The organism is Mesorhizobium intechi (assembly GCF_002879535.1).
GTDB classification, from domain to species: domain Bacteria; phylum Pseudomonadota; class Alphaproteobacteria; order Rhizobiales; family Rhizobiaceae; genus Mesorhizobium; species Mesorhizobium intechi.
Genome location: NZ_PNOT02000239.1, coordinates 20,079 through 43,741, shown reverse-complemented (window position 1 = coordinate 43,741; position 23,663 = coordinate 20,079). Strand labels below are relative to the sequence as shown.

The window sequence follows — 23,663 nt, the reverse complement described above, 5'->3', positions numbered from 1 at the left end:
CCGGTTCAGGCAGCCATCAGCCGCTTCACCTCTCTCATATCCCTCAGGAAGCGCTCGCGCTCGGCTTCCTTGTCCGCAGGCTCATGGATGCGCAGGATGAAGGAGGGATGGATGGTGATGAACACGCGCAAACCATCCTCGCGCTCGATTACCTGGCCGCGCATCTTCGTCACCGCTATGGCCTTGCCCAGCAAGGACAAGGCAGCCGTGGCGCCGAGAGCCACGGCGAGATCCGGCTTGATCAACGCGAATTCCCTGTCGATCCACCAGCGGCAGGCCTGAACTTCGCCGGCATTCGGCTTGGAATGGATGCGGCGCTTGCCGCGCGGCTCGAATTTGAAGTGCTTGACCGCGTTGGTGACGTAGACCTTCTGGCGGTCGACCCCCGCGTCGTCGAGGATCGCGTCGAACACCTTGCCGGCCGGACCGACAAAAGGTTTGCCGGCGAGGTCTTCCTGGTCGCCCGGCTGTTCGCCGACGAAGATGACCTTGGCATTATCAGGCCCTTCGCCGAACACGGTCTGCGTCGCATCGCGCCATAGCTGGCAACGGCGGCACCCTTTCGCGGCCTCGCGCAACTCCGAAATGCTGCTGGCGGCATCATCTTCCGGCATCTGCGTCGGCTCATGCTTCGGCCAATACTTCGCCTGCACCTTGGCGTGATGCGGTGCGGGCGTTGTCGGCATTCTTGCAATCATCTCCTTGGCGGCCTTGTCCGCTCCTGCGATCAGCTCTGGAATGAGCGAGGCCTCGGGAAGGTTCCGCCAATATTTCTTCGGCATCTCCTTTCGCATGGCCTTCACCTTCAGCCGTGCCGGATTGAAGATGTTCTCGAAATAGGTGCGCCATAGCGCCTCGATGTCATCCTCGGTCGGAGCATCGCCTTTGGCCGCACCCGGCCCGATCGCCAGTCTTTCACCGTTCCAGTCGGCGCAGGCGTAAGGCGTGAGGATCGTCCAGCGCATGCCGGTGAAACGCCTGACGAAGAAATCCGCATTGCGCTCGACGATGAAATGATCGGGTTCGAACCAGGCGACATAACGCTCCTCGGCGCCATCGCCAATCTTCCGGAAACGCACGAAGGCATGCATCTTGTGGCTGTCGCGCCGCACCGCTTTCTCCATGGCTTCGAGCCGCCTGGTGTCGGGATCCGAGGCGATCGACAGCAGCTTCGGCTCGGTGCGCAGCCGCCACAGCATCCGGTAGAGAAAGGCGAACCGGGTGGGGTCGGAATGGCAGAGGGCGGTTTCGGCGTGCCCGATGAAGTCGCGCGGCACCACAAGTTGTGCGTCGGCAGGCGGGGCCGGTAAATCCCGCTGCGTCCGGTCCGCGCCGGCCGCGACATGCCAGCTGACATCTTCGGGCCTGACCTCGTTCAGAGCCAGGCGCCGGGCCGCGTCGCGCCAACCGGCAAAATCGGTCTCGCTTTCGAGCAAGACCTTGTAGCGGACCAGGTTGAGCTCTGCCGGCTGCATGGTCAAAACAACGACAGCTGTTCGCAGGAACGCACGATGGTGTCGCGCAGGCCGGTTTTGTCGGTGGCCGCGCCTGGAGACCAGCCTTCGGCAATGATGAATGGCCGCAGCATGGCAATCGAATGGCAGATCCGGCCGACATCTTCGAGCCGCATTCGCCGGTGGCGGCGCGTCTCCAGGATTTTCGCCACCACCTTGGTGCCGAGGCCGGGTACGCGCAGCAGCGCCTCGCGATCCGCGCGGTTGATGTCGACTGGAAACTGGCCGCGATTGCGCAGCGCCCAGGCGAGCTTCGGGTCGATGGCGAGGTCAAGCATGCCGTCTTCGCTGCCCTCCAGGATCTCCGGCTGCGAGAACCCATAAAAACGCACCAGCCAGTCGGCCTGATAAAGCCGATGCTCGCGCATCAGCGGCGGCTTCTGCAGCGGCAGGGATGATGACGAGTCGGGGATCGGGCTGAAGGCGGAATAGTAGACCCGCCGCAGGTGATAGCTGCCGTAGAGCCGCGCGCTGGTGTGCAATATGCCGTCATCGGATGTCTCGTCGGCGCCGACGATCATCTGCGTCGCTTGCCCACCCGGTGCGAAGCGCTCGCGCTTCTTGGTCCTCAGCGTTGGTTCGGCCTTTTCCTCCATCTTCTGACGGAGCCTGGCCATGGAAAGACGGATCGTCTCCGGCTTCTTTTCCGGCGCCAGTTTCTTGACGCCCTCATCGGTGGGCAGCTCGACATTGATCGACAGCCGGTCCGCATACAGCCCCGCCTTCTCGACAAGTTCGGCAGAGCTTTCCGGAATGGTCTTGAGATGGATATAGCCGGAAAATTTCTCTTCCAGCCGCAGCCGTCGCGCCACCTCGACCATCTCGCCCATGGTTTCATCAGGCGAGCGGATGACGCCAGAGGACAGGAACAGGCCCTCGATATAGTTGCGCCGGTAAAAATCCATGGTCAGTTTCACCACCTCGTCGATGCTGAAGCGGGCGCGACGTACATTCGATGACGAGCGGTTGATGCAATAGCTGCAGTCGTAGATGCAGAAATTGGTGAGCAGGATCTTCAGGAGCGAAATGCAGCGGCCGTCCGGTGCATAGGAATGGCAGATGCCCATGCCTTCGGTGGAACCGATGCCGCCGGATTTCAGCGAATCCTTCTTCACCGAGCCGGATGAGGCGCAGGAAGCATCATATTTGGCGGCGTCGGACAGGATCGCCAGCTTTTCACGTACGGTGAGAACACTCATCCGTTCATGATATGTTCCCGATGACTGTCGCGCTACCTCATTTGACACAGGCGGCGAAAAAGTGATCGCCGCCCCTCACAGGCGCATCACACCTCGTGCAGATAGAGATGATAATCCAGTTCGCTGACCGTGCGTGCCACGCGCAGATATTCGGACTGTTTGATGGCCACGAAAGTGCGGTGCAGGTCCTCGCCGAGTGCGCCTTTCAGGAAGCTCGAAGCCCTGGCGGCTTCGATCGCGGCGCGCCAGTCCGCCGGCATCGTCGTGCGGGTAACGGCCGCTTCATAGCCATTTCCGGTCGTTTCAGGGCCGGGATCGAGCCCTTCGTCGAGGCCTTTGACAATGCCGGCCAGCACCGTCGCGGCGATCAGGTAGGGATTGGCGTCGACGCCGGACGGCCGGTGCTCGATGCGCCGGTTCTTGGCCTCGCCGGCCGGCACGCGCAGCGCCACCGAGCGGTTGTTGACGCCCCAGGTCGGCGCCACCGGCGCATAGGATTGCGAGACGAAGCGCCGCCAGGAATTGGCGTGCGGCGCAAACACCAGCATCGATTCCGCCATCGTCTGGATCAGCCCGCCCAGCCCTTGCAACAGGGGTAGCGACCAGCTCTCGCCGCCGGCCTCGGCAAATACGTTGCGGCCGGCTCTGTCCTGCAGCGAGACGTGAAAATGCATGCCCGAGCCGGCATATTTCTCGATCGGCTTGGCCATGAAACAGGCGGTGACGCCATGGCGGCGCGCCTGCGCCCGCACCAGCCGCTTCAGCATGACAAGGTCGTCCGCCGCCCGCATCACATCCTTGCGGTAGTTCAGCGTCAGCTCGTACTGGCCCGGCGCATATTCCGATATCACCGTCTCGGCCGGAATGCCTTGCGCCTTGGCGGCGGCGTAGATGTCGGAGAAAAGCGGCTCCATGCCGTGCAGATGGTCGACCGAATAGACCTCCGTCTTGCCCGAGACGCGACCATCAAGCACGGCGCGCGCCGGCTGCACCTTGCCGTCGGCGTCGCGCTCATTGGCCAGCAGGAAGAATTCCAGCTCGAACGCCCCCGCCGGGTAAAGGCCCCTGGCCGCGAGGATCTCGACCTGCCGGGCCAGCGCCAGCCGCGGATCCGACGACATGGGCTGGCCGTCGAGATGGTACATCGCCATCAGCACCTGGCCGCGCGGCGGACTGGTGCCGTAGAGCGGCACCAGCGTGCCGGGGATAGGCCAGGCCCGGAGGTCGCCGTCGCCTGTGGTCCAGATCAGTCCGGTCTCGTGCACGTCCTCGCCGGTGATGTCGAGGCCGAGGATCGAGATCGGCATATGCCGGCCGCCCTCGAAAATGCTTTTCAACTCATGCCGGCGCACGATCTTGCCGCGGCCGACGCCATTGGCGTCGGTCAGCACGATATCGAAGGCTTCGATCTCGGGATGGGCGTCGAGAAAGGCTTGCGCTTCGGTGGGCGAGGACCCCGAAGGGGAGGTCACGATGGCATTGTCCATGACCGCTTGTCTCATGCCGCAAGCTTTGCCGCAACCGCGCCGAAGGCGCTGATCAGCCGGTTGACCTGAGCGCCTGACGTCGCCGGCGAGATCAGCATCATGTTGTGGAAGGGCGCGATCAGCACGCCGCGATTGACCAGCGCGACATGGATGGCGGCCTCCAGTTCCGGCGCATGCGCGGTCTCGGCTTGCGCCCCGTTGCGCAACGGTCCGGGTGCACAGATGAACTCTACACGGGCACCGACTCGCGCGACATGCCAGGGCAGACGATAGCGGTCGATCACCCCGGTCAGTCCGGCATCGAGCCGCCGCGCCAGATGGTCCATGCGGTCATAGTTCTCCGCCGTCATCACTTCTTCTAGCGTGGCGCGAATGGTGGCGAACTGCAGCGGGTTGGCCGACAGCGTCGTGCCCATGCCGGAATAGCCGGGCTCCTTGGTCCTGTTGTAGTCCGCGTAGCGCGAGGCGACCTCGTCGCTCATGCCCCACACGCTTGCCGGCACGCCGCCGGCGATCGGCTTGCCCAGCACGAAGAAGTCGGGTTCCAACCCGTATTTCCTGGTGTAGCCGCCGGGGCCGGTCGAGATGGTGTGCGTCTCGTCGATCAGGAGCAGTGTGCCGGCTTCGCGCGTCAACTTTCGCAACGCGTCATGGAAACCAGGGTCGGCCAGAACCATGCAGGAATTGGTCAGCACCGGCTCGGCGATGACGCATGCCACGTCCTTGTCCTTCAATGCCGCTTCCAGTGCGGCGACGTCGTTGAACTCGATCACCTTGGCCGTGCGGGTCAGGTCGCGGAATTCACCCGCCAATCCGGGCCGGTTCACCGGCTTGCCGTCGATCAGCCGCACCATCGTCTCGTCGACCGAGCCGTGGTAGCAGCCGTTGAAGACCAGGATCTTTTCGCGCCCGGTGACGGCGCGGGCGACGCGCAGCGCGAAGCGGTTGGCATCGGTCGCCGTCGTCGCGATCTGCCAGAATGGAAGGCCGAAACGCTGCTGCAGCAGCGGCCCGATGGCAAGCGCGTCTTCCGAGGGCAGCATATAGGTCAGGCCGCGGCCGGCCTGGCGACGGATGGCGCGCGCTACCGGTGGCGGCGAATGGCCGAACATCGAGCCAGTGTCGCCAAGGCAGAAATCGTCGAGCCTGTTGCCGTCTATATCTGTAATCGCAGCGCCTTTGGCGTTGTCGACCAGGATCGGAAACGGTGTCGGCCAGTCGTTCATCCAGTGCATCGGCACGCCGCCAAAGAAGCCGGGCAGCCCGTTGCCGACCTTGGCTTGCGATTTCGGCCGCGCCTTGCGGAAGGCCGCGCCTTCGGTCTCGCGCAATTGCGCGATGCGATCGCGGCTTATGCCGCCAATGGCCTTCGAACTGTCGCTGCTGTGCATGAAAACCCCTCTCGTCCTCCCTCTTAGCCAATCCATATCAGCAACCGCAATTGGCCGCGCGCCTGCCCTGCATTGGCTCAGCCGCCTGCGGCGGCGCTTGACCGTGCTGGCGAAGTCAGTGCCAAATATGAAAGGGAATGAGGCGGGGGGAACAAGAATGCGGACGATCCTCTGTGTGGCAATGCTTTTGACGTCGGCCGGCACTGCCTTCGCCTCGGGCGGCATCTGGTGCAGCGTCGACGATAAGGTGGTGACATTGGACGTCGGCGCCGGCGTTACCCGAGGCATGGGCGGCCCGACCTTCAACTTCCGCGGCGATCTCGAAATCAAGGCGAGGCCGGCTGGCGATGGACTGCGCAAGACGGTGTTCGAGGATTCCAACCTGACCCAATACTGGCTGGACGACAAGGAACTGCGGCTGAACATCTACCACGAGCACGAGTCCGCGAACGCCTTCAGTTCTGTCGAGCTGACGATCCTGACCAATGCCAGCGACGAAGGCGTCTATGACGGGCAATACACGCTTGCCGTCCATGACAATGCCGCCGACACGGACAAGGATGGCAAACCGGCTGAATTGACAGGCAAGGTGTCGTGCGGGGCTGAGTGATCGCTGTTTTGAAACTAGGCCGTGATGTCGATGACGCCGCAATCGCCGGCCGCGCTGCCGAAGGCGATGCGGCGCTCTTCCCTGTCCCACATCATCGAGGTGATGGCGCCCTTGCCTTGCCGGCGCAGCAGCACTTCCTTGGCGTCGGCGAAGCGCGCGGCGATCACCATGCCGTCCTCGTAGCCGATCGCCACGACGTCCTGGCTTGGATGGCATGCCACGCAAGTCACCATCGTGTTGCCGCGCGTGCCGAGTTCCAGCGGCGCTTTGCCCATCGGTCCGTCCTTGCCCGAAAACGGCCAGACGATCGCCGCCGGCGCGCCGGAACTCGCCAGCCATTTGCCTTTGACGCTCCATGACAGGCTTTTGACCTTGCCGGGATAGCCGGTCATGCGCATGTGCTTGCCGTCGGCCAGTTTCCAGCCATGCAGGGCGTTTTCCTGCATGGTGGTGACGAGGAAAGCGCCGTCAGGCGAGAAGGTGATACCGGTATGGGCGCCTGCCCATTCCAGTTCCATCGGCTTGCCCTCGGCGGCCGGGAAATGCAGCGTCGCGCCATTGTAGCGGGCAACGCCGAAGCGCATGCCCTTGGGCGAAAACGCCAGCCCCTCGACCGAGCGCGGATGGGCAAATTCCCTTGTCTTGCCGTCGGCGAAGCGCACGAAGGCGGTCTTGCCCGTGGCATAGGCGATGGCGCCCTGCGGCCCGGCGGCAACGCTGGTGATCCACTTCTTGCCGGTGCTCGCCACGTCCTGGACATCGCCGCCCGCTTTCACGGCAAACACCTTGCCGTCCTCGCCGCCGGTGATCAGCCGGTCGTTGGCTGCATCGTGGAACGCGGCGAGCAGCCCGTCATTGGCCTGCATGGTCTTGTGGCCATTGTCGAGCCGATGGATGGCGCCATCGGCCAGCGCGAAATGCGGCACGTCGCCAAGGAAGACGGCGGCAACGCAATGGCCTTCGAGGTCGAGGGGGGCAACTGTCGGCATGGGTATCTTTATTCAGTTGAATTGCAGCGGTTGCAGGGGCTTACTCGACGTTTACGGTTCCGGCAACCTTGGAGGACCGGCGAGGCGGCAAGAGGCTGTAATCTAGTCAAAGCAGCCCCTTGGCTCGCGGTTCAGTTGCAAACGTCGCCAGACCCGGTCGCCAGGCGGGAACGGAACTTTCGCACCCTGCGATCGTATGATGACCCGAACCATGTTCTTGGCGATGCTCGCGCCGCTCGCTCCGGTCGTTTGAGAAAGGAACAATGTGCTGGGCTTGTTGGAGCGCAGGGGCCTTCGGCTGTCCGTGACATTGTTGGTCGCCTTGTCAGCCGCTGCCGGCTACGCATTCCTCAAACGCAAAATATTGTGGGAGATGGTGCAGACCTGCGCACTTGCAAGTGCGCGGTTTGGCGTCGCCTTTCCCTGCGACGAGGTGATACTGACCGAGCAGGGGGATTCTGGCTCAGTCCTCATCAAATCACCCCTGCACCGGACGGAATTCCTGGTGGCCCCAATCACGGCAGTTGCGGGCGTGGAGAGCCCATCCGCCCGTTCCACCGACAGCGCCCAACTATGGAACCGGGCATGGGAAGCCCGACAGAAAGTTGAAGCAAGACTCGGACACGGCCTGCCACGATCAGCCGTCGGTCTGGCGGTGAATTCCCGGACTGAGCGGTCCCAGGATCAGCTGCACATCCACGTCGATTGCTTGCTAAAGTCGGTTGAAAGGACGCTTGCCTCGGATGGGCCGAAGCAAGACGCGCCTTGGCAACCGTTTCCATTGATATTGAAGGGGCGACCCTATTGGATAATGGCAGTGGGTGAGCCGGATCTGCGAACCACCAACGTGGTCGGCCTGGTTGTTGCCGGTTTGCCTCAGGCACGACACACTATGGATGATCTAAATGTGCTCGTCGCCGGTGCAACGCTGGCTGACGCGAGGCCGGGGTTCTATATTCTGGCAAACTGGGGAAGGGCAGCTGAGCACCTCCTCGATCACAGATGTACTTCGCGCTAGGGCCGCCGACCTAGCGTCGCCGTGGTGGTGTCCGTGGAGACGGCAAGATCGTCAACGGCGGGTGAAATTCGACGGCGGTAATTCTTCGACCGATACATCCAGCCTGGAATCGCACGGCAAAGCTGACTAGGCCTGGCAGGCGTCAAAACTCTTCTTCAGCCGTTCGGCGTCCAGTTCGCGGCCGATGAACACCAGCCGGCTCTCATGTTTCTCGCCGTCCTTCCAGGCGCGCTGATGGTCACCCTCGATGATCATGTGCACGCCCTGGATGACGTAGCGTTCGTCATCGCCCTTGAGCGCGATGATGCCTTTCAGCCGCAAGATGTTGGGGCCTTCCATCTGGGTGATCTTCTCGATCCATGGGAAGAATTTCTTCGGGTCCATCTCGCCGCCGCGCAGCGACACCGACTGCACCGTCACATCATGGATGTCGGAGGGATGCGCGTGGTCGTGGTGATGATGGTCATGCCCGTCATGATCATGGTGGTGGTGATCGTGGCCATCATGGTCGTGATGATCGTGGTCATGATGGTGTTCATCATGCGCCTCGAGGAAATGCGGATCGTTCTCCAGCGCCCGGGAGAGGTCGAATGCGCCGCGGTCGAGCACTTCCGAAAGGGCGACGCCGGCGCGCGTCGTGCGATGGATCCTGGCCGCCGGATTGATGGCGCGGATGGTCGCCTCGACCTTGGCGAGCTCCTCTGGGGTGACGAGATCGGTCTTGTTGAGCACGACCACGTCGGCGAAGGCAATCTGGTCCTCGGCTTCCTTGGAATCCTTGAGCCTGAGCGGCAGGTGCTTGGCATCGACCAGCGCCACCACCGCATCGAGCTTGGTCTTGGAGCGCACGTCGTCGTCCATGAAGAAGGTCTGCGCCACCGGCACCGGATCGGCGAGACCGGTGGTCTCGACCACGATGGCGTCGAAGCGGCCGGGCCGGCGCATCAGGCCCTCGACGACGCGGATCAGGTCGCCGCGCACCGTGCAGCACACGCAGCCATTGTTCATCTCGTAGATTTCCTCGTCGGATTCCACGATCAGGTCGTTGTCGATGCCGATTTCGCCGAATTCGTTGACGATGACCGCGTAGCGCCTGCCGTGGTTCTCCGACAGGATGCGGTTGAGCAGCGTCGTCTTGCCGGCGCCGAGATAGCCGGTGAGAACGGTTACGGGGATCTGCGTCTGTGCGTCGCTCATGGCTTGCCTCGAGATGACTGGGCCCTGAAATCCAGGCCGCGATAAAGGGATTGTCGGTTCCATATAGGATGTGTGCGGGGCTTTTGCACGGGGCAAACCGATGGGCCAAAGCTCTTGGCCCGGCCAGTGTGATATCGGCGTGCTGGATGACTGCGAAAGTGCGCCCTTGTCGCGGACAAGGCGCGTCTCAAGCCATGCGCGCCTCACCCTTGCGGCGATTCCCGCGCGGCGAAAAGTCGTTTGTCATCTAACTGAAATAAACATCTGGCATTAGCCACGGCGGGCACCGCAATGCTTGCCGGCAAAGCTGTTTCACGCGCCGGATTCTTTTGATCGCCGATTGCCAACCGGCCGGCTGCGTCTATGCTGTCGCTACCGGTATGGCCGAAGAGGGAATGACCATGGCCAAGGCGGACAAGACTGCAACAATGAGCCGGCTGCATTCGGCGGCCAGGCTGGCAAGAACCGCGCTGGCGGCGCGGCTTCTGTCGCATGGCTTCTATGCCGGCCAGGACCAGATCATGCTGGCGCTCGACCGTGAGGACGGCCAGACGCCGGGCAATCTCGCCGGTCGCCTCGGCGTGCGCCCGCCCACCATCACCAAGACCATCAACCGCCTGCAGGCGCAGGGCTTTCTGGAAAAGCGCGCCTCGTCGGCCGACGCCCGTCAGGCTCACATTTTCCTCACCGACACAGGCCGCGATATCATCCACGCCATCGAGAAATCGGTGAAGAAGACCGAAAAACAGGCGCTGAAGGGTCTCGACAAGAAAGACCAGAAGGCGCTGTTCAAGCTGCTGGCCCGCATCGAGGCCAATCTCTCCAACGAGGAGCTTGTGCTGATCGACGACGACGCCGAGTCGGACGACTGATCAGGCCGCTGCCGGAACCGCGTCCCGGATCAATGAGGACCAACGCCCCGGCGTCATGCCGAATGCCTTCTTGAACTGCCTGTTGAAATGGCTCTGGTCGGTGAAGCCGGCCTCGACAGCGATCTGCGCCAGGGGCTCGCCGGTGGTGATCATCCGCCGCGCGCGTTGAAGCCGGCGCATCACCAGGAAACGATGCGGACTGGTCGAGAAGGCGGCGCGGAAATGCCTCGATAGGGCGTAGCGGTCCAGTCCGGTGACGGCTTCCAATTCGCCGGAACGCACCGGGCGCATTGCATTCTCCGTAAGATAGTCCCGCGCCAGCGTGGCCGCCCGCCATGCCGTCCGGGCCATCGGCTTTGCCGGCTCGCGGGCATGGCGGGCCAGGCCTTGCATCAGTTGCGTGAGAAAATCGTCGACGAACAGCTCGTCGAGTTCCTGTTGCAGCGGCCCCAGCGCTGAAAGCAGCGTCGCGCAGAAGGCTTCATCCCGCACCACGGCATCCCTGACGAAGGGCAACGACGCGCCGCCAACGCAGTCCAGCATCAGCGACGGTTCGAGATAAAGCATCCTGTAGCGCAACCCGTCCTCGGTGCCGGCGCCGCCATCGTGCAGTTCGTCGGGATGCAGCACGATGATCTGGCCGGGCAGGCTCAGCCGCGTCGCGCCCCGATAGCGGAAGGTCTGCACGCCATGTAGCGTCACCCCGATCGCGTAGGTGTCATGACGATGCAGGTCGAAGGCGCTGCCATGAAAGCGCGCCTCGATCCGCTCCATGCCGGCGGGGTCGGGTGCGGAGATGATGCAGTTCTCCGCCGCATCCGCGCACAAACGTCCAAGACCCTCGAAGGCCTGCCGGTCTAGTTCGATGACATCGTCTCCTTCAGCCTCGCAGTCGCGGCCTAACCTCGAATGGTCCTTTTCTCATGTTCGACACGAAATTTGCAATCGTCCTGCGGGAAGACTTGCCCGTCTGGCAGAAACTCAACGTCACCGCCTTCCTGACCAGCGGCATCGTCGCGCAGTTTCCCGACATCATCGGCGAGCCCTATCGCGACCGCTCAGGCAATCTCTACAATCCGCTGTCGATCCAGCCGGTCATCGTGCTGTCGGCAGACCAGGCGACATTGGCCGCGATCCACCGGCGCGCGCTGGAGCGCGACGTGACGACTTCGCTCTATGTCGAGGAGATGTTTTCCACCGGCTTCGATGCCGCCAACCGTGCCGTCTTCGCGCAATTCGGGCCCGAAGACGCCAAGGTGGTCGGCATCGCGCTGCGCGCCGACAAGAAGGTGGTCGACAAGATCACCAAGGGTGCCCGCATGCAGGCATAGCGTCGGAGGCCTGGACCAAGCCTGGCGGCGTCTATTGTTGTGCCAGCGAGCTCAGCTGCGCGGCAGCGGGTGACAATTGGCTTGCCGGCAAGCGACAATTCCCGCAAAGGTGCACTCCAGCCCAGCTTTCCCCCGGCCTGCAAGTGAATGCTTCCAAAAGATATGTCGAAAGCGCGACGCCGCCGGTGGCGATCCTGTGCATGCTTACGACCTATGTCTTCTTCACCTTCCTCGACACATCGAGCAAATATCTCGTCCTGGCCGGCGTTTCGGCGCTGATCGTCGCCTGGGTGCGCTTTGCCGTGCACGTCGTGCTGGTGGGCACGCTCCTGCGCGGCTGGCGCGAACCGCTGCGGTTTCGCCCGGTCAACCTGCCGGCGCACGTGCTGCGCGGTGTGTTCCTGTTCGGCTCGACCATGTGCAACATCCTGGCCCTGCGCTCCCTGCAACTGGCCGAGACGACGTCGATCTACTTCTTCGGGCCGATGGTGATCACCGCGCTTGCCGGCCCGCTGCTCGGCGAATGGGCAGGCTGGCGGCGCTGGCTGGCCATTCTGGCCGCCTTCGCCGGGGTCCTCATCATCACAAGGCCCGGTGTCGGCGTCTTCGGCATCGGCCATCTCTTCGCACTCGGCTCGATGCTGTCGAACTGCTTCTATGTCATCATGACGCGCCGCATGTCGTCGACGGAGACGTCGGAAAGCCTGATCCTGTTTTCGGCGCTGGCGCCGACGGTGCTGCTTTTGCCGATGCTGCCATTTTCCTTCTCGCTGCCGCATGATGGCTGGCACTGGTTCATCCTGCTCATGCTCGGCGTGTTCGGCGGTGTCGGGCACTGGCTGCTTGTCCAGGCCTATCGGCTGGCGACGACCACGGCACTGGCGCCCTATCCCTATTCGCAGATGGTCTGGATGATCATTTCGGGCTGGATCGTCTTCAGGCAGTTCCCGGATCGCTGGACGCTGGTCGGCGCCGCCATCATTGTCGCCAGCGGCCTCTACATCGTCCACCGCGAGCACCGGCTTCGGCTGCAGAGCCGCGCTGCCTCCGATGTCGAGGCCGAGGCGCTGGCAAAAAAACTTTGATTTGCCCCCGATCGGTGGCATAACGCCGCCTTTAAACTGTTTAGGTCGCAATTCAGCTCGTTCGGGGAGCGCAAGGCGCTGGCACAAAAAATCAAGCTTTCGACGATCGCCGATGCACTCGGCGTGTCCACGGCCACCGTGTCGCTGGCGTTGCGCGACAGCCCGCTGGTTGCCGGCGCGACGCGCGACCGTATCAAGGAACATGCGCGCGCCATCGGCTATATCTACAACCGCCGCGCCGCCAGCCTGCGCACCTCGCGCTCGGGCATTGTCGGCGTCGTCGTGCACGACATCATGAACCCGTTCTTCGCCGAGATCCTGCGCTCGATCGAGAGCGAGCTCGACCGCAGCCGGCAGACCTTCATCCTGTCCAACCACTACGACCAGCTCGAAAAGCAGCGCACCTTCATCGACACGCTGCTGCAGCTCGGCGCCGACGGCGTCATCATGTCGCCGGCCATCGGCACGCCAGCCGCCGACATACTGATGGCCGAGGAAAACGGCCTGCCGGCGGTGCTGATCGCCCGCACGGTCGAGGGCGCCGACGTGCCGGTGTTTCGCGGCGACGATTCCTATGGAACCGGGCTTGCCACCAACCATCTGATCTCGCTCGGCCACAAGCGCATCGCCATGATCGGCGGCACCGACCAGACCTCGACCGGCCGCGACCGCTACCAGGGCTATGTCAACGCCATGGAGGCGGCAGGTCTCGAAGTCAGGCCGTCCTGGCGCATCGCCGGTCCGCGCACCAAGCAGGCCGGCTTCGAGGCCGCCGGGCAGTTCCTGGCGCTGAAGGACAGACCGACCGCCGCCTGCTGCTGGAACGACCTCGTCGCCATCGGCCTGATGAACGGCATTGCGCGCGCCGGCCTGGTGCCGGGCATCGACATCTCCGTCACCGGCTATGACGATCTCGAGGAGGCAGCGATCGCCACGCCGGCGCTGACCACCGTCTGGAACGGCCAGCGCGAGGTCGGCCGCCGCGCCGCCAGCGCGCTGCTCGACAAGCTCAATGGGCAGACGGTGCGGCCCTCGCAGGAATTGATCAAGCCGGAACTGCATGTGCGCCAGTCGACCGGCAAGCCGGTGGAGCGGGCATGACCAAGGCCGAACAACTGCAAGCCGTCGCCATTCTGGTGCCGGCTGACTTCAGCGACCATGCCGTCGGGCGCATCGACCGTACCTTCAGACAGATCAGGATCGAGCGCGCCGAACCGGCGCTGGTCACCGACGAGATGCGCCGCATGGTGCGTGGCATCGCCTCCTTTGCCGGCATCGGCGCGGCCATGATGGATGCGCTGCCCAATCTCGAACTCATCGCCTCCTTCGGCGTCGGCTATGATTCGGTCGATGTCGGCCATGCGGCGGCGAAGAACATCATGGTCACCAACACACCCGACGTGCTGACCGAGGAGGTCGCCGACACAGCGGTGGGGCTGTTGATCAACACCATTCGCGACCTGCCGCGCGCGGAAAACTGGCTGCGCGACGGCAGCTGGGTACGCAAGGGCAACTATCCGCTGAGCCGGCTGACCTTGCGCGCCCGGCGCGTCGGAATTTTCGGCATGGGCCGCATCGGACAGGCCATTGCCCGGCGGCTCGATGCGTTCGGCCTGCCGGTCGCCTATCACAATCGGCGTCGCGTCGAAGGTCTTGCGTATCAATATCACCCGACGCTGAAAGGTCTTGCGGAAGCGGTCGATACGCTGATTTCGGTGGCGCCTGGCGGCGCTTCTACGCACAAGGCGGTCAATGCCGAGATCCTGTCGGCGCTTGGCGCTGACGGCGTCTTCGTCAATATCGGCCGCGGCAGCACCGTCGACGAGGCGGCACTGGCGGCGGCGCTTGCCGACGGCACCATCGCCGCCGCCGGGCTCGACGTCTTCGCCGACGAGCCGAATGTGACCAAGGCGTTGCTCGACGCCCCCAACGCCTCCCTGTTGCCGCATGTCGGCTCGGCCTCGGAGCACACACGCCGCGCCATGGCCGATCTGTGCGTCGACAATCTGGTGTCCTGGTTCACCGAGCGCCGGCCGCTGACGCCGGTGCCGGAGACGGCGCATGTGAAGGCTCGCGGCTAGCGAAGGCGAACCGATGACGGTGAAGCCGCCTGACAATTCCACGATTTTGGTCGCCACCAATGGCCGGGACCAGATCATTTCGATTCCGTATCCGAGGCGGTCCGTCGCCAACTACCTGATAGGCATATTCGTTCTTTGCTGGCTAGGTGGTTGGGCCTTCGGTGAGATAACAGCCGCGTATCAGCTCGTGACCAGGCCGATCGGCGGGCCTACGGCGTTTGTTGCCTTCTGGCTCTGCGCTTGGACCGTCGGCGGCATCTTCGCAATGCTCGTGGTTCGCCGCATTTTCCGGCGCTCCGTGCCCGAAGTGATAAGGCTCGATGCGGCCGGGGTCAGCCATGATCCTGGGTTGCCGCCGTTCAAGATGCCATCCTACGGCACTTCCGCCTGGGCACAGCTGTTTTCGAAGCGGACCGAGCTCAGGTTCGACCGGATGCAGCTCAAATCGCTGAGGCTTCGCGACGGCGATACTCGCAATCGCCTGACAGTCGACGCTGGTGCCCAGAGGGTCGAGATCGGTTCGGCAGCCACCGATGTCGAGCGCGAGTGGCTCTTCAAGCTCCTTTCAGATCGCTATCCGCCGACCGTCCCGCAATAGTTGGACGGTTTCGTCCCCGGCATTCATTGACGCCGGCAGTGGCACCGCCACATTTATCAACGCCAGCTTAACCCTGTGAAATCATTCCGCATCCTGCCCGTGTGCGTGGATGAGGCAGAACGCTTTTCGCATTGATCGCCGCCGCCTTCCGGCGCGAGCAGAATGACGGCATGGTCGCCTTCAGCGCCAACGGCGTCGATCCGGGCGACCGCAAGACCGGCGACTGATTACTCCGCCGCGGCCCGCGCACCGGCCTTCGCGGCGGCGTGCAGGCGCACCGCATCGCCGAAGGCGCGGAAGATCTTGGCCGAGTTGCTGTCCGAGTTGACCCAGTACTCCGGATGCCACTGGACACCGACGGCGAAGGCGCGGGCTCCCTTGACCGACACCGCTTCGACCGTGCCGTCAGTGGCGACAGCCTCGATCTCGAGCTTCGACCCGAGCCGGTCGATCGCCTGGCGGTGCAGTGAATTGACCTTGATCTCACCGGCACCGAACACACCGGCCAGGCAACTGCCCGGTTTGATCGAAACGGTCTGGTGCATGGCGAAGCGCTCGTCCTGTTGGTCGCTCACCGGCGCGCGGTGGTCGAGGGTACCCTCGCGCTCCTGGATCTCGGTGCCCAGCGTGCCGCCCAGCGCCACGTTCAACTCCTGGATACCACGGCAGATGGCGAGCAGCGGCACGCCGCGCTCGATCGCCCGGCGGATCAGCGGCAGCGCCGTGGCGTCACGTGCCGGATCGTAGGGACCGTTGGCCTCGCTGGCATCGCCACCATAAAGCGAGGGGTGTACGTTCGACTTCGAACCGGTGACCATGACGCCGTCGACAGAGGACAGCAGTTCATCGAAGTCGAGCCTGTCGCCGAACGACGGCACCAGCAGCGGGAACACGCCGGCTCCGGCAACGGCCGCTTCCAGATATTGCTGCGGAGCGGCATGCCAGGTGTAGTTGTCGAACTGACGGACGTCGGTCGATATGGCGACGAGCGGCTGGTGCATTTTGGGTCTGTTTTCCATTTTGCAAGGGATATCCTGCCAGCAAAATAGGCGATCCCCGGCCATTTTTCCATGCCAAGTTTCGGTGTGTCGGATGGGCCACGAAACCGCCTGTTAGACTATAGTTGCAGGGTCGCATGGCTTGGGCACCAAAACCGGTCGCTGTGCTGGACTAGACCTCTCGCCTGTGTATTGTTTCGGCCAACCGATGCGGGAGCCCGAGAATTTCCCGGATGTCGGTCTGTTGATCCAAAAGGGAGGAACTGCATGGATCGTCGTTCATTCATTCGCAAGGCCGGCGTGACCGGCGTCGGCGCCGCGGCGGCGGCCGCAACGCTTGCCGCCCCGGCAATCGCCCAGTCCAATCCCAAGGTGACATGGCGGCTTGCGTCGTCCTTCCCGAAGTCGCTCGACACCATCTATGGCGGCGCCGAGGTGTTCTCCAAGATGCTGTCGGAAGCCACCGACGGCAATTTCCAGATCCAGGTCTTTGCCGCTGGAGAACTCGTGCCCGGGCTGCAGGCCGCCGACGCCACCACGGCAGGCACGGTCGAAGCCTGCCACACGGTGGCATATTATTACTGGGGCAAGGACCCGACATGGGCGCTCGGCGCGGCGGTTCCCTTTTCGCTCAACGCGCGCGGCATGAATGCCTGGCACTACCATGGCGGCGGCATCGACCTGTTCAATGAGTTCCTCGCCACGCAAGGCCTCTTCGGCTTGCCGGGCGGCAACACAGGCGTGCAGATGGGTGGCTGGTTCCGCAAGGAAATCAACACGGTCGCCGACCTCTCGGGCCTCAAGATGCGCATCGGCGGCTTCGCCGGCAAGGTCGTGCAGAAGCTTGGCGTCGTGCCGCAGCAGATCGCCGGCGGCGACATCTATCCGGCGCTGGAAAAAGGCACGATCGACGCCGCCGAATGGGTCGGCCCCTATGACGACGAGAAGCTCGGCTTCTACAAGGTCGCGCCCTATTACTACTATCCCGGCTGGTGGGAAGGCGGCCCGACCGTGCATTTGATGTTCAACAAGGCGAAATACGAAGAGCTTTCGCCGACCTACAAATCGCTGCTGCGCACCGCCGCGCAGGCCGCCGACGCCGACATGCTGCAGAAATACGATTACGTGAACCCGGCGGCGGTGAAGCGGCTGGTCGCCGGTGGTGCCAAACTGCGTCCGTTCAGCCAGGAAATCATGGCCGCCTGCTTCGAAAAGGCCAACGAGGTCTATGCCGAGATGGAGGCCTCGAACGCGCCGTTCAAGAAGATCTGGGAATCGATCAAGGGCTTCCGCAAGGAGCACTATCTCTGGGCACAGGTGGCCGAATACAATTACGACACCTTCATGATGGTCCAGCAGCGCAACGGCAAGCTGTAAACTGTCCCTTCGCGTTCGTTTGAGAGACCCCGGGCAACTCGTCCGGGGTTCTCTTTTCAGGCCGGCGCGGAACGGATCTCGACCGGCGCGGCTCGCTCCTGGCTCAATCCGGTCGCGGCACCACCAGCACCTTGACCTCGCCGGGCGCCGGCGGGTTGGCGATCACGTCAGCCGCCTCTTCGAGCGGCACCTGCCTGGAGATCAGGCGGTCGATCTCGATCGCGCCGGAAGCGATCAGTTCGGCCGCGCGGCGATGCGTGTGGGGATTGAGGAAGGAGCCGACGACCTTCAACTCCCGAAACAGCAGGTCGAAGGGCTCGAATTCCGCCTTCATGCCTTGCGGCGTCACGCCGACGATGACGACAGTGCCGCCGGCCCTTGCCAGCCGCATCGACTGCTCGACGGTGTCGCGCACACCAGCGCATTCGAACACCACGTCGGCGCCGCCGGGCATCAGGCCCGCTGGTCCACCGATGGCATCGATGACGTCGGCGGCGGCCGGATCGACCGTCGCCGTCGCGCCGAGCGCCTCGGCAAGCGCGCGCCGCGAAGCCTGCCTGGTCGACAGGATGATGGTCGTGGCGCCGGCCAGTTTTGCCAATTGCACGGTCAGCAGGCCGATCACGCCGCCGCCCAGCACAATCACCGAACTGCCCGGCTTGATCGCTGCAAGGTCGACGCCATGCAGGCAGCAGCCGAGCGGCTCGCAGAAGGCGCCATGCGTCGGCGGCAGATCGGCGGGCAGGATGAAAGCCTGTTTCTGCGGCAGCACGACATACTCGGCAAAGCCGCCGTCGCGATGGATGCCGATGGCGTTGAGATTGCGGCAGAGATTGACCCGGCCGGCGTGGCAATGCGGGCACCGTCCGCAGGCGATGTTGGGATCGCCGGTGACACGATCGCCGACGGCAAAGCCGGAGACGGCGTTGCCGATCGCCTCGATGATGCCCGAAAATTCATGTCCGGGCGTCACCGGCGGCCGGCAGGGGAATTCGCCATGGAAAAGATGCCGGTCGGTGCCGCAGACACCGCAGGCCTCGATCCGCACCAGAAGCTCGTCCGGGCCGGCGACAGGTTTGCCGACTTCGCGCAGCGCAATGCTGCCCACCGCTTCCAGCCGCACCGCTTTCATGGCGCCGTCCTCGTTCAATTGAAACTCGGCGGCTGCGAAAGGTCCGGCGCCGGTGCCGTCGGCTTGGCCGGCGGCGCATCGCCGAAACTCGGCGGTTGCGACAGGTCAGGCGTGCCGGGCGCGGCCGGTGCGCTGCCGCCATTGGCCGGGGCCATGCCACCAGCCGGCGGTGTGCCGAGCGGCGCCAGGCCGGGCACCTCCGGCACCTGGTAGTCGATCGTGCCCGGATTGGTCACCGTGCCCTTGTAGCGCATCACCATTTGCGGGAAGGCGATCGTCAGCCCGATCATCACCACCTGGATCAGAACGAAGGGCACCGCGCCCCAATAGATCTGGCCGGTCGTCACGGGCGCGATCTGCTTGCCGGTAAGGCGGTCTAGATAGGGCACGCGCGCGGCGACCGAGCGCAGGTAGAACAGCGCGAAGCCGAAGGGCGGATGCATGAAACTGGTCTGCATGTTGACGCCGAGCAGCACGCCGAACCAGATCAGGTCGATGCCGAGCTTGTCGGCCGCCGGCGCCAGCAGTGGCACGATGATGAAGGCCAGTTCGAAGAAATCCAGGAAGAAGGCCAGGAAGAAGACGAGGATGTTGACCCCGATCAGGAAGCCGACTTCGCCGCCCGGCAGCGAGATCAAAAGGTGTTCGACCCAGATGTGGCCGTTGACGCCGTAGAAGGTGAGCGAGAACACGCGCGCGCCGATCAGGATGAACAGCACGAAAGACGACAGCCGCGTCGTCGAGGTCAGTGCCTGCTTGATCACGTCCAGCGACAGCCGGCCCTTTGCCGCCGCCATGATCAACGCGCCGACGGAGCCCATGGCGCCGCCCTCGGTTGGGGTGGCGATGCCGAGAAAGATGGTGCCAAGCACCAGGAAGATCAGTGCCAGTGGCGGGATCAGCACGATGACCACTTGCTGCGCCAGCCTGGACATCATGTTGAAGTTCACGCGTTTGTCGGCAATCGCCACGATGTAGATGAAGAGCACCCCCACGGTGGCGCCGAGAATGTCGGCATTGTCGCCATGGGTTGGCGCGAGATAGCGATACGCGGCATAGGAGATGGCCACCGCTACCACCAGCGCCACCAGCAGCGACATCACGCCATGGCCAAGCGTGCGTGCTTCGAGCGGCAGCGCCGGCACCATTTTCGGCCGGAAGATCGATACGATGAGGATATAGAGCGCGTAGAGGCCGGTGAGCACGACGCCTGGGATCAGCGCGCCGGCATACATGTCGCCGACGGAGCGGCCAAGTTGGTCGGCCAGCACGATCAGCACCAGCGAGGGCGGGATGATCTGGGCGAGCGTACCGGAGGCGGCAATGACGCCGGACGCCAGCCGGCGGTCATAGCCGTAGCGCAGCATGATCGGCAGCGAGATCAGCCCCATGGCGATGACGGACGCCGCCACGACGCCGGTGGTCGCGGCCAGCAATGCGCCGACGAAGATCACCGCGTAGGCGAGGCCACCGCGGATCGGCCCGAACAGCTGGCCGATCGTGTCGAGCAGATCCTCGGCCATGCCCGATCGTTCGAGCACGATGCCCATGAAGGTGAAGAACGGAATGGCCAGCAGCGTATCGTTCGACATCACCCGGCTGCCGTAGAAATTGTCCGGCAGTGCGTGCAGAAGCGGCCAGGCGAGATTGATCGATCCACCGGAATAGGGCGAGAGGAGCACGCCGATGAAGAAGAACATCAAGCCGTTGGCGGCCAGCGAGAACGCCACGGGGTAGCCGATCAGCAGGAAGATGATCAGCGAGGCGAACATGATCGGCGCCATGTTCAGGGCGATGAATTCCATCATGAGCGGACCTCGTCGGCCAGAGCCTTGGCTTCGAGTTCGGCTTGCTCATGTGCCGATATGAACGGATTGGGGTCGTCCATGTCGCCTCGCATTATGGCGATCTTCTTGATGATTTCGGAGATACCCTGCAGGGCCAGCAGAAAAAAGCCGACCAGCAGGATGGCCTTGGCCGGCCAGATGATAAGACCGCCGGAATTGTTGGACATCTCGCCGCTGCGAAACGACAGCGAGACGTAGGGAACGAAATAGATGACCATCAGCGTCACGAACGGCATCAGGAACAGGAGATGGCCGAAAAGGTCGATCCAGTGCTGTACGCGGCGTGAAAACAGGCCGTAGACGACATCGATGCGGATATGCTCGTTCTGCTTCAGCGTATAGGCGGCCGCCAGCATGAAGGCGGCGCCGAACAGATACCATTGCAACTCCAGCCAGGCATTCGACGAAACGTCGAAGATCTTGCGGATGACGGCGTTGGCCGCACTCACCAGGATCGCCAGCAGAATCAGCCACGATACCGATTTGCCGATGAATTCGTTGGCGCGATCGATCGCTCTGGATAGAGCGAGAAGCCCTGCCATGCATTCCTCCCTTGTCGGAGGCGTGTCGGCTCCCCCTTATGCCGTCACGCCGCTTGGTCCAACCGTATGCCGCGCGTGGACTGACGGGTCAACAAGGATGGGAGCAACAAAACAGCATCAACTGAAAGCGAGGGGCGGAGACCGGCGGTCTGCCCTGGCGTCATGCAACCAAAGTCTGATGGTTCAGACGACCTTGCCGGTGTCGCGGCCGGCGCCGATCAGGATCAGCATGGCCACCAGGAACAGATACATCCACGCATCGCGCCATTCGATCGGGAAATAACCGGCCCACAGTGATTCGGCCATGCCGAAGGCGGCGGCACCGAGCGCTGCCCGTGGCGGCGAGAGATAGCCGCCGACCGCCGTCACGAACAGGATCTTCAGGCCATAGACGAGGCCGGAACCGAAGCTGACATTGCCGTAGTAGAGGCTGGCCATGACGCCGGCCAGCGCGGCGCAGAAGCCGCCGAGCAGCACGGCATGGCGGAACACGCCGCGCACGTCGACGCCGCACAAGGCGGCCGCGCGCGGGTCGTCGGAGACGGCGCGCCAGCGCCGGCCGAAGCCGGAATGGGCAAACGCTGATGTGGCGAGCGCGACCGCCGCCAGCACCACCGCGCAGTCGAGCACCTGGATCAGCGTCAGCGTCGCCTTGAAGCCGGCGCCTTCGGCGAAGACGATGGGGTGCGCCAGCATTGGCGGCAGCCACAGATCATGCGTATCGGCGGCGATGCGGCTTGCTTCCGACAGGACGATCAGGATGCCGAGCGTCGTCACCACGATGGCGTTGGGCGAGCGGTCGGCCAACGGTTCGAAGACGCTGCGCGACAGGACATGGCTGATCAGCGCGGCATAGAGGAATGCCGCGACGACGCCGAGCAGCACCGACGCCAACAGCGTCAGCCACAGCACCTGGTAGCCGAAGGCGACGCTCAGGATCATTGCCTGGCCGCTGAAGGCGAACAGCGCGCCATAGGCGAGGTTGGTGCGGTGCAGGATGCCGTTGATCAGCACGTAGCCGAAGGCGAGCAGCGCGTACAGCGCGCCGGAGTGCAGCCCGTTCAGCACCTGCTGGAAGAAATAGAGCATGTTCAACAACACCTGAAGCGTCTCGCCCACAGCGGTTGGACGACGGGAAATGCTCGAGACAAAGGCGACGATACCGTGCGCAGCGGAGGTTTGCATCGCGGAATCTAACTTGTCAAATTCGATTTATCGGTTAGATTTCCAGCATGACAGTTGCCTGGACCCCGCACCGCTTCACCGGCGGCCTGCTTGCGCTCGACACGGCGAACACCGTCGTGCTGCGCGGCGATCCGCAGCGCACGTTCGACCGTTTCGACGATCCGGCCGAAATTGCCCGCTTCGCCGACGCGGCAAGCGGTTTTCGCGCCGCCGAACTTGGCGACCGGCGGCTTACCGTGTCTTCGCCGGCGGCAATCGCACCTGTCGTGCTGTTGATCCGCGAGACGACCGACCGGCTGTTTCGCGACGCCGTGTCGAAGGGCGCGGTCGCCACCGCCGGCCTGCCCGATTTCCTGCGCGCCTGTGCCGACGGCCTGGCCGGCAGCCGCACCGAGATCGGCGCGCCGGGAAGGCCGTTCGGCGATCCCCTGGTGCCGATCCCCTTTGAGGCGGCGCTGGCGGTCTCTGCCCTTTCGCTGCTGCGCGACGACACGGTCGCAAGGCTCAGGATCTGCCCCAACTGCACCTGGCTGTTCGTCGACAGAAGCCGCAATTCCAGCCGCCGTTGGTGCGACATGGCGGTGTGCGGCAACCGGCAGAAGGCAAGTCGTCACTATCGCCGCCGCCGCATGGCGGCCCATGAGGTCAAGGATGCCTAGAGGATTGTCACGCGCGCTCGTTGCCGGCGTCATGTTGATCGCCGCCTCGGCGCTCGGCGCCTGCCGCGACACCGGCGGCGAGGGCAAGCTGTTCGAGGTGTCCGGCAAGATATTCGTCTTCAATTACCGTCTCGCAAGGGCGACCTATGTCGTGACGCTGCGGCCCTTGCAGCCGATGGGCGAGGGCCAGGTGGCGGTTGCCAGCTTCCAGAATCCCGCCGGCGGTGCGCCATTGGTGGTCGAGCAGAAGGTCTGGCCGAAGCTCGACAAGGTCAGCCTGGAGAGCCCGGCGCTGACCTGCATCGTCAAGAACAAGCCCTATGCCATCGCCATCAGCATCAAGGCCGCCGACGGCAAGGTCCTGCAGAAGATCGACACCACGCTGATGTCGACGGAAGACCAGTCGATCCTGCCCGACAGGCCGCTGGTCATCGACCAGCTCTATACGGCCAACCCCGACCTTGCCGGCCATCCCGACGGCAAGCTGCCGGGCGAGCCGAAGCCGGACTGCTCGAAAGCCGGCTGACACCTTCGGAAGGTATCGATTTCGG

General features: G+C 63.8%; 23 protein-coding genes. 11 read left to right on the top strand and 12 right to left on the bottom strand.

Annotation, left to right across the window (positions count from 1 at the left end):
• Positions 1 to 5: 5 nt before the first annotated feature.
• From C1D09_RS21020 to C1D09_RS21005, 4 genes are all read right to left on the bottom strand, one after another.
• Complete coding sequence (locus tag C1D09_RS21020; RefSeq protein ID WP_143976115.1) at positions 6 to 1,475, bottom strand: UdgX family uracil-DNA binding protein; 1,470 nt, start codon at positions 1,473 to 1,475, stop codon at positions 6 to 8.
• Between the two features lie 2 nt (positions 1,476 to 1,477).
• Positions 1,478 to 2,713, bottom strand: a complete 1,236-nt coding sequence (locus C1D09_RS21015; protein WP_143976114.1) for a putative DNA modification/repair radical SAM protein — start codon at positions 2,711 to 2,713, stop codon at positions 1,478 to 1,480.
• A gap of 86 nt (positions 2,714 to 2,799) precedes the next feature.
• On the bottom strand, positions 2,800 to 4,200 hold the full coding sequence (locus C1D09_RS21010) for a glutamine synthetase family protein (protein ID WP_143976113.1): 1,401 nt from the start codon (positions 4,198 to 4,200) through the stop codon (positions 2,800 to 2,802).
• An 11-nt stretch (positions 4,201 to 4,211) separates the two neighbouring features.
• Positions 4,212 to 5,591 (bottom strand): aspartate aminotransferase family protein, encoded by a 1,380-nt coding sequence (locus C1D09_RS21005; protein WP_143976112.1) that lies wholly within the window; start codon positions 5,589 to 5,591, stop codon positions 4,212 to 4,214.
• A gap of 157 nt (positions 5,592 to 5,748) precedes the next feature.
• Between C1D09_RS21005 and C1D09_RS21000 the strand changes: the two genes are divergently transcribed.
• Entirely contained in the window at positions 5,749 to 6,201 is a 453-nt protein-coding gene (locus C1D09_RS21000) for a hypothetical protein (protein WP_143976111.1), read from the top strand.
• Between the two features lie 14 nt (positions 6,202 to 6,215).
• Here the strand turns inward: C1D09_RS21000 and C1D09_RS20995 are convergent, their stop codons facing one another.
• Complete coding sequence (locus C1D09_RS20995) at positions 6,216 to 7,190, bottom strand: WD40 repeat domain-containing protein (protein WP_143976110.1); 975 nt, start codon at positions 7,188 to 7,190, stop codon at positions 6,216 to 6,218.
• Positions 7,191 to 7,494: 304 nt separating this feature from the next.
• Between C1D09_RS20995 and C1D09_RS20990 the strand changes: the two genes are divergently transcribed.
• Positions 7,495 to 8,208 (top strand): CDP-diacylglycerol diphosphatase, encoded by a 714-nt coding sequence (locus C1D09_RS20990; RefSeq protein ID WP_143976109.1) that lies wholly within the window; start codon positions 7,495 to 7,497, stop codon positions 8,206 to 8,208.
• A 126-nt stretch (positions 8,209 to 8,334) separates the two neighbouring features.
• Here C1D09_RS20990 and C1D09_RS20985 read toward each other — a convergent pair whose 3' ends face one another.
• Positions 8,335 to 9,405 carry a CobW family GTP-binding protein gene (locus tag C1D09_RS20985; RefSeq protein ID WP_143976108.1) on the bottom strand — a complete coding sequence of 357 codons (1,071 nt, stop codon included), beginning with the start codon at positions 9,403 to 9,405 and terminating at the stop codon, positions 8,335 to 8,337.
• 401 nt (positions 9,406 to 9,806) lie between these two features.
• Between C1D09_RS20985 and C1D09_RS20980 the strand changes: the two genes are divergently transcribed.
• Entirely contained in the window at positions 9,807 to 10,277 is a 471-nt protein-coding gene (locus C1D09_RS20980) for a MarR family winged helix-turn-helix transcriptional regulator (RefSeq protein WP_143976107.1), read from the top strand.
• Here C1D09_RS20980 and C1D09_RS20975 read toward each other — a convergent pair whose 3' ends face one another.
• Positions 10,278 to 11,105: an AraC family transcriptional regulator gene (locus C1D09_RS20975; RefSeq protein ID WP_246135822.1), complete on the bottom strand. Its 828-nt coding sequence runs from the start codon at positions 11,103 to 11,105 to the stop codon at positions 10,278 to 10,280.
• A gap of 95 nt (positions 11,106 to 11,200) precedes the next feature.
• On the opposite strand from C1D09_RS20975, the gene C1D09_RS20970 reads away from it, so the two are divergent.
• The 5 genes from C1D09_RS20970 (at position 11,201) to C1D09_RS20950 (ending at position 15,372) form a co-directional block, all read left to right on the top strand.
• Positions 11,201 to 11,608, top strand: coding sequence for a DUF2000 family protein (locus tag C1D09_RS20970; protein WP_143976105.1), 408 nt, complete (start codon positions 11,201 to 11,203; stop codon positions 11,606 to 11,608).
• 200 nt (positions 11,609 to 11,808) lie between these two features.
• The gene (locus C1D09_RS20965; protein ID WP_167514699.1) at positions 11,809 to 12,693 is read left to right on the top strand and encodes a DMT family transporter; all 885 of its coding nucleotides are present in this window, start codon (positions 11,809 to 11,811) and stop codon (positions 12,691 to 12,693) included.
• Between the two features lie 78 nt (positions 12,694 to 12,771).
• A complete protein-coding gene (locus C1D09_RS20960; protein WP_095771585.1) occupies positions 12,772 to 13,794 on the top strand; it encodes a LacI family DNA-binding transcriptional regulator in 1,023 nt (340 codons plus the stop codon).
• Positions 13,791 to 14,774, top strand: a complete 984-nt coding sequence (locus C1D09_RS20955; protein WP_143976103.1) for a 2-hydroxyacid dehydrogenase — start codon at positions 13,791 to 13,793, stop codon at positions 14,772 to 14,774. Before C1D09_RS20960 ends, C1D09_RS20955 begins: the two co-directional genes overlap by 4 nt.
• A gap of 13 nt (positions 14,775 to 14,787) precedes the next feature.
• A complete protein-coding gene (locus C1D09_RS20950) occupies positions 14,788 to 15,372 on the top strand; it encodes a hypothetical protein (protein WP_143976102.1) in 585 nt (194 codons plus the stop codon).
• 227 nt (positions 15,373 to 15,599) lie between these two features.
• On the opposite strand, the gene C1D09_RS20945 is transcribed toward C1D09_RS20950, so the two are convergent.
• On the bottom strand, positions 15,600 to 16,373 hold the full coding sequence (locus C1D09_RS20945; RefSeq protein WP_143976101.1) for a gamma-glutamyl-gamma-aminobutyrate hydrolase family protein: 774 nt from the start codon (positions 16,371 to 16,373) through the stop codon (positions 15,600 to 15,602).
• 264 nt (positions 16,374 to 16,637) lie between these two features.
• Here C1D09_RS20945 and C1D09_RS20940 point away from each other — a divergent pair, with 264 nt between their 5' ends.
• Positions 16,638 to 17,747: a TRAP transporter substrate-binding protein gene (locus tag C1D09_RS20940; RefSeq protein WP_143976100.1), complete on the top strand. Its 1,110-nt coding sequence runs from the start codon at positions 16,638 to 16,640 to the stop codon at positions 17,745 to 17,747.
• Positions 17,748 to 17,850: 103 nt separating this feature from the next.
• Here C1D09_RS20940 and C1D09_RS20935 read toward each other — a convergent pair whose 3' ends face one another.
• From C1D09_RS20935 to C1D09_RS20920, 4 genes are all read right to left on the bottom strand, one after another.
• On the bottom strand, positions 17,851 to 18,879 hold the full coding sequence (locus tag C1D09_RS20935; RefSeq protein ID WP_143976148.1) for a zinc-dependent alcohol dehydrogenase family protein: 1,029 nt from the start codon (positions 18,877 to 18,879) through the stop codon (positions 17,851 to 17,853).
• Between the two features lie 14 nt (positions 18,880 to 18,893).
• Complete coding sequence (locus tag C1D09_RS20930) at positions 18,894 to 20,684, bottom strand: TRAP transporter large permease (RefSeq protein ID WP_143976147.1); 1,791 nt, start codon at positions 20,682 to 20,684, stop codon at positions 18,894 to 18,896.
• The gene (locus C1D09_RS20925) at positions 20,684 to 21,268 is read right to left on the bottom strand and encodes a TRAP transporter small permease subunit (protein WP_143976099.1); all 585 of its coding nucleotides are present in this window, start codon (positions 21,266 to 21,268) and stop codon (positions 20,684 to 20,686) included. The genes C1D09_RS20930 and C1D09_RS20925 overlap by 1 nt, the downstream gene beginning before the upstream one ends.
• Positions 21,269 to 21,451: 183 nt before the next feature.
• The gene (locus tag C1D09_RS20920; RefSeq protein WP_143976146.1) at positions 21,452 to 22,357 is read right to left on the bottom strand and encodes a branched-chain amino acid ABC transporter permease; all 906 of its coding nucleotides are present in this window, start codon (positions 22,355 to 22,357) and stop codon (positions 21,452 to 21,454) included.
• A 143-nt stretch (positions 22,358 to 22,500) separates the two neighbouring features.
• On the opposite strand from C1D09_RS20920, the gene C1D09_RS20915 reads away from it, so the two are divergent.
• Together C1D09_RS20915 and C1D09_RS20910 are read left to right on the top strand one after the other, a co-directional pair.
• Positions 22,501 to 23,112: a CGNR zinc finger domain-containing protein gene (locus tag C1D09_RS20915; RefSeq protein WP_143976098.1), complete on the top strand. Its 612-nt coding sequence runs from the start codon at positions 22,501 to 22,503 to the stop codon at positions 23,110 to 23,112.
• A complete protein-coding gene (locus C1D09_RS20910; RefSeq protein WP_143976097.1) occupies positions 23,105 to 23,638 on the top strand; it encodes a hypothetical protein in 534 nt (177 codons plus the stop codon). The genes C1D09_RS20915 and C1D09_RS20910 overlap by 8 nt, the downstream gene beginning before the upstream one ends.
• Positions 23,639 to 23,663 lie beyond the last annotated feature (25 nt).